This window comes from Gilliamella bombicola, assembly GCF_900094945.1.
Taxonomy (GTDB): Bacteria; Pseudomonadota; Gammaproteobacteria; order Enterobacterales; family Orbaceae; genus Gilliamella; species Gilliamella bombicola.
The window spans coordinates 59,301-71,274 of record NZ_FMAQ01000007.1; the positions used below are offsets into that span (position 1 = coordinate 59,301).

At 33.6% G+C, this 11,974-nt stretch carries 10 protein-coding genes; 6 read left to right on the forward strand and 4 right to left on the reverse strand.

What is annotated here, in order from left to right; genetic code table 11:
• Window positions 1–118: 118 nt before the first annotated feature.
• Both GA0061081_RS07215 and recA read right to left on the reverse strand, forming a co-directional pair.
• Window positions 119–625: a regulatory protein RecX gene (locus GA0061081_RS07215; protein WP_167349326.1), complete on the reverse strand. Its 507-nt coding sequence runs from the start codon at window positions 623–625 to the stop codon at window positions 119–121.
• On the reverse strand, window positions 618–1,664 hold the full coding sequence (recA, locus tag GA0061081_RS07220) for a recombinase RecA (RefSeq protein ID WP_091349058.1): 1,047 nt from the start codon (window positions 1,662–1,664) through the stop codon (window positions 618–620). The genes GA0061081_RS07215 and recA overlap by 8 nt, the downstream gene beginning before the upstream one ends.
• A 487-nt stretch (window positions 1,665–2,151) precedes the next feature.
• On the opposite strand from recA, the gene GA0061081_RS07225 reads away from it, so the two are divergent.
• The 3 genes from GA0061081_RS07225 to GA0061081_RS07235 are packed head-to-tail and all read left to right on the forward strand — an operon-like array spanning window position 2,152 to window position 5,633.
• Entirely contained in the window at window positions 2,152–3,396 is a 1,245-nt protein-coding gene (locus GA0061081_RS07225; RefSeq protein WP_091349060.1) for a PqiA/YebS family transporter subunit, read from the forward strand.
• A gap of 15 nt (window positions 3,397–3,411) precedes the next feature.
• Window positions 3,412–5,049, forward strand: a complete 1,638-nt coding sequence (gene pqiB / locus GA0061081_RS07230) for an intermembrane transport protein PqiB (protein ID WP_091349063.1) — start codon at window positions 3,412–3,414, stop codon at window positions 5,047–5,049.
• Window positions 5,049–5,633 carry a PqiC family protein gene (locus GA0061081_RS07235; RefSeq protein ID WP_091349066.1) on the forward strand — a complete coding sequence of 195 codons (585 nt, stop codon included), beginning with the start codon at window positions 5,049–5,051 and terminating at the stop codon, window positions 5,631–5,633. Before pqiB ends, GA0061081_RS07235 begins: the two co-directional genes overlap by 1 nt.
• Window positions 5,634–5,677: 44 nt before the next feature.
• On the opposite strand, the gene pabB is transcribed toward GA0061081_RS07235, so the two are convergent.
• The gene (gene pabB, locus GA0061081_RS07240; RefSeq protein WP_167349327.1) at window positions 5,678–7,432 is read right to left on the reverse strand and encodes an aminodeoxychorismate synthase component I; all 1,755 of its coding nucleotides are present in this window, start codon (window positions 7,430–7,432) and stop codon (window positions 5,678–5,680) included.
• A gap of 1 nt (window position 7,433) precedes the next feature.
• A complete protein-coding gene (locus GA0061081_RS07245) occupies window positions 7,434–8,009 on the reverse strand; it encodes an anthranilate synthase component II (protein ID WP_091349173.1) in 576 nt (191 codons plus the stop codon).
• Window positions 8,010–8,299: 290 nt separating this feature from the next.
• On the opposite strand from GA0061081_RS07245, the gene manD reads away from it, so the two are divergent.
• The 3 genes from manD to GA0061081_RS07260 all read left to right on the forward strand — a co-directional run bounded on the left by manD (window position 8,300) and on the right by GA0061081_RS07260 (window position 11,959).
• Complete coding sequence (manD, locus tag GA0061081_RS07250) at window positions 8,300–9,514, forward strand: D-mannonate dehydratase ManD (RefSeq protein ID WP_091349074.1); 1,215 nt, start codon at window positions 8,300–8,302, stop codon at window positions 9,512–9,514.
• Between the two features lie 15 nt (window positions 9,515–9,529).
• Window positions 9,530–10,546 (forward strand): Zn-dependent oxidoreductase, encoded by a 1,017-nt coding sequence (locus GA0061081_RS07255; RefSeq protein WP_091349078.1) that lies wholly within the window; start codon window positions 9,530–9,532, stop codon window positions 10,544–10,546.
• Window positions 10,547–10,609: 63 nt separating this feature from the next.
• Window positions 10,610–11,959, forward strand: a complete 1,350-nt coding sequence (locus GA0061081_RS07260) for an MFS transporter (protein ID WP_280642560.1) — start codon at window positions 10,610–10,612, stop codon at window positions 11,957–11,959.
• Window positions 11,960–11,974: the final 15 nt, after the last annotated feature.

Sequence of the window (11,974 nt, forward strand, 5' to 3'; positions counted from 1 at the left end):
TTATATTGGGGTGGAGCTAATTAGTACTACAAGTAAATAAGGAAAAAGAATTAGTGAGCTTTTATTTGTAATCGGTTTTACTAAATTGTATATATTGTATTCTAGATATTATGACTATTTAAGTCAATAAATTGTATACTGTTTTAATATCATCTTGCGTATAACCTCTTGTCATTAAAAATTGAATACCTTTTTGTTTTTTATTGTTATTTTTAGAATCAATTTGTTTTAGCTTTTTTATCAATTGTTCATATGCTAGATTAGTCCAGTCGATATTAGCCATTTGCAATAGTTGTTGAGTTAAATCAACTGATAAACCTCGTTGTTTGAGTTCCATTGCAATTTTATATTTTCCATAACCTTTATTTGCACGCATAACAATATATTTTTCAATATATTGCTCATCATTAATCCAATTTTGATTAATACAATGCTCAATTACATCCCGTATTTCTGTTTTTAGTTTGGCTAACAGGTCATGATATTCTTCATCTGTACATCGTTGTTTATTTGCAAAAAAAAATGTTATTTTTTGGCTTAGCTCATACGAAGAGTGATCACGCTGTGCAAGTAATTGCACAGCTTTATTTAGGATTAATTTATTGAGTTTTTTCTCATTATTCAATGCTTTCATCCTCAGATGAAATATTTTCGTCATCAGCCGTAAAAACAGCCGGACTATTTAGTAATAAATCACGTAGTTTGATTTCTAGTTCTTTAGCAATTTCTGGATGTTCTTGTAAGAACTTAATTGAATTAGCTTTACCTTGACCCACTTTTTCGCCATTGTAGCTATACCATGCGCCAGCTTTATCGACCAATTTGTGTTTGACTCCTAAATCAATTAGTTCACCTTCTTTTGAAATCCCACAACCATACAAAATTTGGAATTCAGTTTGTCTAAATGGTGCGGCAACTTTGTTTTTAACCACTTTTACTCTAGTATCACTACCAATAATATCTTCGCCTTCTTTTACTGAGCCAATACGACGAATATCAAGACGAACAGAGGCATAAAATTTAAGTGCGTTACCACCGGTTGTTGTTTCAGGATTACCAAACATTACACCAATTTTCATACGAATTTGGTTGATAAATACAACTAAACAATTAGCATTTTTGATGTTTGCAGTAAGTTTACGCAAAGCTTGTGACATTAAACGAGCTTGTAATCCCATGTGAGAATCGCCCATTTCTCCTTCAATTTCAGCCTTTGGTGTTAAAGCGGCAACGGAGTCAACAATAATCACATCAACGGCACCAGAACGAACCAAAGCATCACAAATTTCAAGTGCTTGTTCACCAGTATCAGGTTGAGAAACTAATAGATCATCAACTTTTACACCTAATTTCGCAGCATAAATTGGGTCGAGAGCATGTTCAGCATCAATAAATGCACAAGTTTTACCTTCTTTTTGAGCTTGTGCTATAACCGATAAGGTGAGTGTTGTTTTACCCGATGATTCTGGTCCAAAAATTTCAACGATTCGGCCCATTGGTAAGCCGCCAATACCTAATGCAATATCTAGACCTAAAGAACCAGTAGATACCGCGTCCACATCTAACGTTTGGGTATCCCCTAAACGCATAATTGAACCTTTACCAAATTGTTTCTCGATTTGACTTAATGCAGCGGAAAGTGCGCGTTGTTTATTTTCGTTCATATTATAAAATTCCAATGAGTTAGGATATGGATATATTATACTGTATTATTATACAGTATCAAGTTTTTTTATACACAAACAGTCAATTAGTTATGGGAGCTTATTCACAGTTTTTTTACCAATAGTCCATTTGGTGTAATAGTTGAAACTAACAGATGGTGATGAAATATTAATATTCAAGATTAAATTTATTGGATTATTCTATTCATTTTATGATTATAATACTCAAACAATTTTAAACCAATAATGATTGTTTAAATATAAATAAGAAAAGCGGTGTATTTTATAAAAATTGTTATATATAACATCTAATAATAATCAAATTTTACTAGTTTAATTCAGCAATACTTACAAAAAATTCAATTTGACAAAATGAGATTTGAAGTGTTTTTAACCTAATTTTATTTATTTAAATATTTATAATTAATTGTAATATTAATTACAAATATTTTTATAGGTTAAAATGTACATCAAATAAAGGAAAATAATGATTATTGATAGACAACATTATGTTTTATGCTCACACTGTGATTTGGTCATCGAATTATCGGATATAACGGTAGGGCATAAAGCTGTGTGCCCGCGTTGTAACGCAACATTAGCTAAAAATAATAGTAATATGAAGTTTAGCGCAGTTATGTATGCAATATGTTCATTAATTATGATTATTGTAGCTTGTGGTTTTATCTTTATTGATATTCGTATTGTGGGTAATTTCATCGGTGTTAGCGTATTAGATATTCCTAAAACTCTTTTTTCTGATAATTATAGCTATATTTCAGCGCTTTTTATCTTGTTTGTTTTACTTTTTCCTATATTTAATTTATCGATTATTGTTTTGCTCTGTTCCAAACTACAGTTAACAAAGTATCGTAAACGAGATTTGCTTGTTGTTTATGAAAAGTGTCAACATTGGTGTATGCCTGAAATATTTCTTACTGGTATTTTGGTTAGTTTTGTTAAATTAATGAGTTATGGCAGTATTGGTGTGACAGGCACATTTTGGGCATTCTGTCTATTTGTCTTTTTTTATATAAAGTCTTTAGTGATTTTTTCTCCAGAAACAATTTGGAACGAAATTCATCGTAGTAATTTTGCTACCGATACACCCAAAGTCGGTAAAACAGGCATTTGTCAAAATTTAAAACTATGCAAATGCTGTCAGGCTATATTGCCAGTACATTATGTAAAATGTCCAAGGTGTAAACAAAAAAGCAATATCCGAGATCGTGATAAAATACAATGGACCCTAGCCTTATTGGTTACTTCATTAATTCTTTACATTCCCGCTAATTTATTTGGAATTATGATAACGGTTGTATTTGGATCGTCATCAACCTCCACTATTATGGATGGTGTTATTTATATGTGGCAAGCCGGTGATATACCTGTTGCACTTGTCATTTTTATTGCTAGTGTTGTTATTCCAATTTTAAAGATTATTTCACTTAGTTGGCTTTGTTATTTTGCACTAGCAGTAAAACGAAAAAATAAACAACATTGCTTAAGAATGAAAAGATTGTACACTGCTGTTGAGTTTATTGGTAAATGGTCAATGATTGATATATTTGTTGTTGCTGTTATTTGTTCTTTAGTTAGAAATCAGCAAATGATGGGCGTTTACCCAGATATTGGTGTTACATTTTTTGCAACTGTCGTTATTATCACGATGATTGCATCACAAAAATTTGATCCTCGGTTAATTTGGGATCGTCCGAAAAATAGAAAATAAATCAATAGGAACAATATGGCAACATCAAGTAAATTAGCAAAAATAATTAAAATTAGAGCTATTTCAGCAATATGGATTATTCCCATTGTTACTGCAATTGTGGGTATTTGGATAATCTATGCCCATTTTGCCGATAGAGGTATCTCATTTACATTGCTTGCAAAAGACGCAAATGGCATTATTGCCGGAAAAACGGTAATTAAAAACCGGAGTGTTGATGTTGGTATAGTTGATGAAGTGACTTTATCTGATGACTACAAGCAAGTAGTAATAAAAGGTCGTATTTATAATGACATGGCTCCGCTACTTAAAAATGATTCAATTTTTTGGGTTGTTAAACCTGAAATTGGTCGTGATGGAGTAACTGGACTAGGCACTATTTTATCGGGAGTTTATATAGAATTAGTTGCGGGAAACGATACACATAGTTTTCAACATAAACCTTTCGTGCTTTCGGATACGCCACCATTGTCTGACCCAAGTATTAAAGGGATTCGTTTAAATTTAGAAAGTGAGCAAAATGGTGTGATCCCTCGAGGTGCTTCTGTTATGTTTCATGGTTATCGTGTAGGTAATGTTGAGACCTCAGAATTTGATATTGAAGCGCGTAAAATGAAATATCAAATATTTATTACAAAACCTTACGATGTACTAGTAACACAAAATGTTCGTTTTTGGAAAGAAGGTGGAATAAATTTAACACTTTCATCTCAAGGTGCAAGCCTAGATGTTCCTTCTTTAGATGTGTTAATGTCGGGCGGAATCAGTTTTGATTTACCTGATGGCTCTAAATTAGGTGCTCCTGCCGAACAAAATGCAGTTTATAAATTATATGAAGATAAAAAAGCTATTAAAGATTCACAATATACTGAATATAAAGAATTTCTTGTCATGCTTTCTGATTCTATATCTGGATTATCAGAAGGTGTACCCGTTGAATATCATGGTATTAGACTAGGTACAGTATCTAAAGTACCATTTTATACTGCAGAAATGTTAGAAAAATCATCAATTTTAAATAAAAGAGTGCCAATATTAATTCGAATTGAACCAGATCGCTTGTCTGAATTAGTTGATGAAAAAATTGATATTGCCGCATTGATTATGAAAGAACAAGAAAATGGATTAAGGGCTTCGTTAAAAACATCAAACATGTTCACAGGTGCGATGTATATAGACCTTGATTTTTATCCTGATTTGAAAAATAAATTTGATCCAAAAATGGCAAAACAGTTTGGTTACGATACTATTGAGGCGACTTCAACTGGAATTGCGCAAATTCAATCAAAAGTTATGCAATTATTAGATAATTTTAATAATTTGCCTATTAATAATACGGTATCACAGCTTAATCAATCGCTTGCTTCAAGCCAACGCTTAATGGATTCATTAAATCGAGTCATGGCAAGCAAAGAGATGCAGAATATGCCAAAAGATCTACAAAAAACATTGCGCTCATTAAATGAAACAATGAAAGAATTACAACCAGGTTCTGAGCTCAACAATCAAATGAAAGAGAGTTTACAAAAAGTGCAACAGATGATGGATGAACTGACTCCATTACTCAATACGCTTAATGATAAGAGTAATGCACTAATTTTTTCTGCTCCACCGAAGAAAGATCAAGAACCTCAAGCAAAAGGTAAAAAATAATGAACAGAATATATAAAAAGTTACTTATAGCTATATTTATACCATTATTTACCATATTAGTGGGTTGCTCAGCTAGTAATCCAAGTAAAAGTTATTTTCAACTCACTAGCAATTTACAGATTCCTGTATCGCAAAATATGAAAACCACGAATCAATTTATTTGGATTGAGTCAATTGATGTGGCGAGTTTTTTAAATAAACCTGGCATTGTATTACAAACCGATAATATCAAATATGAAACAGCCACCAACCATTTATGGATATCGACGCTATCTCAGCAATTACAAGACAGATTAACGCAGGATTTAACTGCTATGTTACCCAATTATTTAGTGTCCAGTAAATCAATTACAACACCAACAATAACGGTAAAATTATTTATAGATGGCTTTTATGGTAGTTATACGGGAGATGCGGTGATTAAGGGGCGATGGGTTGTTACTGACAATAAAAATAATATTGAAACAAAACCATTTGAACGCCATGTTCCTTTAGCAACCAATGGCTATGATGCTTTAGTTAAAGCGCTATCGAAAGGATGGCAAGATGAAGAGCTAGACTTTGCAAACTCAATAAAACATTAGTGTTACACTGACATTCCGTCAGCGTGCTGACGGAATGTCTAAACTTAAATGGCAATAGATTTTAGCGACAATTTGAATTGATTAAAAACTTTATCATCAATGTCTACCCATTTACGAACACTATTGATAAAAGCGATTTTTTCGGCATTTACCAGATCATCTTTTAAAATCGTTTTTTCTAACAATTGATTGTGAGCCAAATAAAATTGTCGCATGGTTCCTGCTAATAATCCCGATTCTTTTTTAGGTGTCACCCATTGATCATTAATCAATAGCGCAAGGTTACCATTAACAAACTCCGTTATCTCATTGTATTGATTGAAATTAATATATTCTTTTCCTACAGTTAAATCTGGGAAGTGCTCACGATTGGAAGTTTTATGATATAAATACACATTTTGGGTATTAACACATTGTGTTGCCAGATTAATTTCATTAATTTTCATTGGGTTATTAATTATATCTTGGCTAATGGTATAGTACCCATCTTTTTGCTGTAAAATTCTCACTTTATAAAGGTTGTTAGGCATTGAATTTGCTAACTTAATAAGTTGCATCTTAATTGCATGAATGTCACAGTTAAAATCAAAATAATTAGCTGATTGAGCAAGTCTGCTTAAATGTTCATCTAATAATAAAAATTGCCTTTTTTCAAGCAACAATGATTCAATAATATATTTTGGGGTAGAAATAGTGCGATTCAAAATGGCTGTTTTCGCTAAGATCTCACTATATTCGTCTTGAGATGTTGAATCCCAAGTGATCCCACCACCAACACCATAGCTCATCTGTTGATTGTGTATGGTTAATGTACGAATTGGGATATTAAATATAGCTTTATTCATATAAGGTTCAATATAGCCAATTGTTCCACAGTAAACCCCCCGTGGTGAGTTTTCAATATCTGCGATAATTTGCATGGTACTGGTTTTTGGGGCACCAGTAATTGAGCCACAAGGAAATAGGGCTTGAAAAATTTGATATAAACTGACATCTTCCTTCATTTCAGCTTGAATCGTTGAAGTCAATTGCCAAACGGTTGGATATTTTTCCGCTGAAAATAATTTAGGCACTGTCACCGTTCCTGGTTTTGCAATGCGACTTAAATCATTACGCAACAAATCAACAATCATCATGTTTTCAGCTTGATTTTTTTCAGAAAATAACAACTCTAATTGTCGTTTATCTTGTTGATTATTTAAGCCGCGTGCGGTTGTTCCTTTCATTGGCTTTGTCGTAATAATGTTATTGTCTAACTTAAAGAATAATTCCGGTGAAATCGATAAAATATGATAATCGTCAAACTCAAGATAAGCGCAATAATCTGCCTGATTGTTTTTTTGTAGAAAGTGGTAATAATTAATAGCGCTTTCATTAAATGGTGCGGTAAATTGAATAGTATAGTTGGTTTGATAAGTATTGCCTGATTCAATTTGTGATCGAATAAAGTCAATTTTTTGATTATATTCATCTCTTGATGTATCGCTTATTAAATTAAAGCTTGGCGGTGTATAATCATTGAGTTCTACTTGTTCAACCATAGAAAAATGATCAAAAATACCAAATAACAATAGTGGCAAACCTTGATGGACCTCATCATTATATTTTGTTTTATTTTCACTATTTAACCCCATTGCACTTTCATAAGCGAGATACCCAACCGCATAAAAACCTTGTTGGGTAAATTTTTCGATTAATTCGAATTGTTGTTGAATTGTCGAGTAATCATTCGATCTTAAAATGGCGATAGGATTGCAAAAATATTTATGCTGACCTTCAAAATCTATATAAATTTTCATATTAAGATTGCTCATGGACAAAATTATTAATCATTTGTAAACCTGATTCGGTTTTTATCGCTTCAGGGTGGAATTGAACTGACTCAATGGGTAACGTTTTATGACGTAATCCCATAATCAACCCTTGATTGTTTCGAGCGGTTACAATCAGGTGAGAATCTTTTTGTGAAAAATTATCACATGCAATTAATGAGTGATAGCGAACCACTGAAAGCGGGTTTTTGACTCCTTCAAATACCCCCTGACTATCATGCGTTATTTCATCGACTTTACCGTGCATCGGTATTGGTGCTTTGGCAATGCGGTAACCATAATATTGTGCAATGGCTTGATGTCCTAAACAAATTCCCAATATCGGGCAAATATGAGCAAATTCAGCAATCACAGCAAGTGATATTCCTGCATTAATTGGTGCCCCTGGGCCAGGAGAAATGATAATTTTAGAAAAGCTTAGTTCTTTTATTTGTTCGATTGTTAGTTGGTCATTTTTGATAACTTTAACTTCGGCGCCAACTTGGCATAAATAATCGCTAATATTAAATGTAAAAGAATCATAATTATCTATTAATAATATCAAAATACAGTCCATTAATTACAAAGCACATTGATTTAAACACTGGTAACTGTAACAGTTAAAATCCAGTCGTAACTGGTTTTATTATACCGTTAATACACTGAAAAGAAGAAATCATTACGGTTTTACCTTCTTTTTATCCCTCTTTTATACTTAAACACTATATTTTATGAAACTTTTTTACAAAAAACAGTTTTTCTGTGATTGATTTCACAAAAGCATACAACTCTACTTGTATGGTAGTATTTATGTTGTTATTTTAATAACGTCTAAATTTACGCAAGAGGTATTGAATGAAAATTATAAAAGCAGATGTTTTTGTATGCAGTCCAGGAAGAAATTTTGTCACATTAAAAATCACCACAGACGAAGGAGTTTATGGTGTTGGTGATGCAACGCTTAATGGACGTGAATTAGCTGTAGCTTCTTATCTTAAAGATCATCTGTGCCCTCAACTCATTGGGCGCGATCCGCATCAAATAGAAGACATCTTCCAATATTTCTATAAAGGCGCCTATTGGCGTCGTGGTCCTGTGACTATGTCAGCTATTTCGGCCATTGATATGGCTCTGTGGGATATTAAAGGCAAATTAGCAAACATGCCTCTTTACCAGCTATTAGGTGGTGCATCACGCACAGGCGTTATGGTTTACTGTCATACCACTGGTGCAAGTATTGAGGAAGCACTAGATGATTATGCTAAACATAAGGAAATGGGGTTTAAAGCAATTCGTGTGCAATGTGGCATACCGGGTATGAAGACAACCTATGGTCAAAGTAAAGGGAAAAACCTAGCTTACGAACCGGCCACGCGTGGCAATTACCCAGAAGAACAATGTTGGGCAACAGAGAAATACCTCGATTTTATGCCTAAATTATTTGATGCCGTACGCAATAAATTTGGTTTTAATGAGCATTTACTACATGACATGCATCACCGTTTAACACCAATCGAAGCGGCTCGTTTTGGGAAAAATATAGAAGATTACAGGCTGTTTTGGATGGAAGATCCAACGCCTGCTGAAAATCAAGAATGTTTCCGATTAATACGTCAACACACGGTCACCCCAATTGCAGTTGGTGAAGTGTTTAATAGTATATGGGATTGCAAACAACTTATTCAAGAGCAATTGATAGATTACATTCGAACCACAATTACCCATGCAGGCGGTATTACTCATATGCGTCGTATTGCTGATTTTGCTGCACTTTATCAAGTAAGAACAGGATCGCACGGACCATCTGATTTATCCCCAATTTGCCATGCAGCCGCACTGCATTTTGATATGTGGGTACCTAATTTTGGTGTGCAAGAATTTATGGGTTATTCAGAGCAAATGCTGGAAGTCTTTTCACCAAACTGGACTTTTAATGATGGCTATATGCACCCAAGCGATAAACCAGGCCTTGGTATCGATTTCGATGAAAAACTTGCCGAAAAATATCCATACAAACCAGCTTACTTACCGATTGCTCGTTTAGAAGATGGCACGTTGTGGAATTGGTAAATTATAGGAGGTGATATGAAAAGTATTGTAATCAAACAACCTAATGAATTGGTAATTGAGGAACGAGAAGTTCCTCAGCCTGCAAATGGAGAAGTAAGAGTAAAAGTAAAATTAGCAGGTATTTGTGGTTCAGATAGCCATATATACCGCGGACATAACCCATTTGTTAAATATCCACGAGTTATTGGTCATGAATTTTTTGGTGTGATTGATGAAGTTGGTGAAGGGGTTGATAAATCTAGAATTGGAGAAAGAGTATCTGTCGATCCAGTTATTAGTTGTGGGCACTGCTATTCTTGTTTAGTTGGTCGTCCTAATGTTTGTACCTCTCTCACTGTATTGGGGGTTCATCGAGATGGTGGATTTAGTCAGTACGCAGTAGTTCCAAGTAAAAATGCTTATGTTATCCCAGATGAAATTAGTGATGAGTTTGCAGTGATGATTGAACCATTTACTATCGCAGCAAATGCAACCAGCCATTTAAAACCAACTGAAAATGATATTGTACTAATTTATGGTGCAGGCCCAATGGGACTAACTTCAGTACAAGCGTTAAAAGGTGTTTATAACGTTAAAGAGGTCATTGTTGTTGACCGAATTGAAGAACGTTTAAATATGGCAAAAATTAGTGGTGCTGACAGAGTAATAAATAATACCTCTTTATCTTTAAAAGATGAACTGGATAAGCTCAATATTAAACCGACGGTTATTATAGATGCAGCCTGTCATCCATCCATTTTGCAAGAAGCAATTAGTATTGCATCACCAGCAGCAAGAATCTTGATTATGGGGTTCTCAAGTGATGCCTGTCAGATAACTCAGCAAGGTATTACAAGTAAAGAATTATCTATTTTTTCATCTCGATTAAATGCTAATAAATTTCCAGTTGTAATTGATTGGCTTAAGAAAAAATTAATTGACCCGCAAAAGTTAATCACACATCAATTCGATTATATGCAAGTCATTCAAGCGATAGAAACTTTTGAAAAAGATCAAAAACAGTGTTGCAAGGTGTTACTAACTATTAGTTAGAAATTTTTAAACACATTTTTATTGATGATCTTTTTATATATAAAATTATAAGGCGAGTAAAATATGAATAACATAGGAAAGATTAAATGTGAAAGAAATGCTTCAGATTTAGTTAAAGCGGCTGTTTCTGGATGGCTTGGAACCGCATTAGAATTTATGGACTTTCAGTTATATTCTTTAGGCGCTGCACTAGTATTTCGTGAAATATTTTTTCCTGAACAATCGGCAATTATGGCACTAATTTTAGCAATGGGAACCTATGGTGCAGGATACATTGCCCGAATTGTTGGTGCTTTTATCTTTGGACGAATGGGCGATGCAATTGGTAGAAAGAAAGTATTATTTATTACAATTACTATGATGGGTATTTGTACAACACTAATTGGTGTATTACCAACTTATGCTCAAGTAGGTATTTTAGCTCCTTTAATGTTGGTCCTCTTACGAATAGTTCAAGGTTTGGGTGCTGGTGCTGAAATTTCAGGGGCGGGCACTATGCTTGCAGAATATGCACCTATAGGAAAAAGAGGAATTATTTCTTCATTAGTTGCAATGGGCACTAATTGCGGTACATTAAGCGCTACTGCAATTTGGGCAGTTATGTTTTTTTTGTTAGATAAAGAACAGCTAATTGCATGGGGATGGAGAGTACCTTTCCTTGTAAGTGCGATTGTTATGATTTTTGCGATATGGCTTAGAATGAACTTAAAAGAAAGCCCTGTATTTGATGGTGTTAATGATGTAAATACCCAATCAATTAATGACAAACAACCAATCAAACACATTTCATTAGTTGAAATGATAAAAAGTAAATCATTTTGGCTAGCAACAGGTTTACGCTTTGGTCAGGCAGGAAATTCTGGGCTAATTCAAACTTTTTTAGCAGGTTACTTGGTGCAGGCTTTATTATTCGAAAAAGGTATACCTACAGATGCTTTAATGATTAGTTCTATTGTAGGATTTGTTACTATTCCTTTTTTAGGGTGGTTATCTGACAAAATTGGTCGACGAATTCCATATATTGTTTTGACTGTTTCTTCAATTATTCTTGCTTATCCAATGCTATCTATTGTTGTTGATAAAAGTTATTCAGTTAGCACTATAATGTTATGCTTAATTATTATTCATAACATTGCAGTACTAGGGTTATTTGCGCTAGAAAATATTACTATGGCGGAAATGTTTGGTGCTCGTAATCGCTTTACTCAAATGGCAATATCTAAAGAAGCCGGAGGTCTTATTGCAGTCGGATTTGGTCCTTTATTAGCCGGAATTTTCTGTAATATTGTTAACGATTGGTGGCCAATTGTTGCTATGATCATTGTTTATTCTTGTATTGGTTTGATATCAGCGATTTTTATGCCAGAAATTAAAGATCGTGATTTATCTGATTTAAATGATGCTGCATTATAATTTAAGGTTTTGAAG

Bases quoted from the DNA above. Each gene is read 5' to 3' on its own strand.
- recA (WP_091349058.1), bottom strand. From the start codon at position 1,664: ATGAACGAAAATAAACAACGCGCACTTTCCGCTGCATTAAGTCAAATC.
- GA0061081_RS07225 (WP_091349060.1), top strand. From the start codon at position 2,152: ATGATTATTGATAGACAACATTATGTTTTATGCTCACACTGTGATTTG.
- pqiB (WP_091349063.1), top strand. From the start codon at position 3,412: ATGGCAACATCAAGTAAATTAGCAAAAATAATTAAAATTAGAGCTATT.
- GA0061081_RS07235 (WP_091349066.1), top strand. From the start codon at position 5,049: ATGAACAGAATATATAAAAAGTTACTTATAGCTATATTTATACCATTA.
- pabB (WP_167349327.1), bottom strand. From the start codon at position 7,432: ATGAAAATTTATATAGATTTTGAAGGTCAGCATAAATATTTTTGCAAT.
- manD (WP_091349074.1), top strand. From the start codon at position 8,300: ATGAAAATTATAAAAGCAGATGTTTTTGTATGCAGTCCAGGAAGAAAT.
- GA0061081_RS07255 (WP_091349078.1), top strand. From the start codon at position 9,530: ATGAAAAGTATTGTAATCAAACAACCTAATGAATTGGTAATTGAGGAA.
- GA0061081_RS07260 (WP_280642560.1), top strand. From the start codon at position 10,610: ATGAATAACATAGGAAAGATTAAATGTGAAAGAAATGCTTCAGATTTA.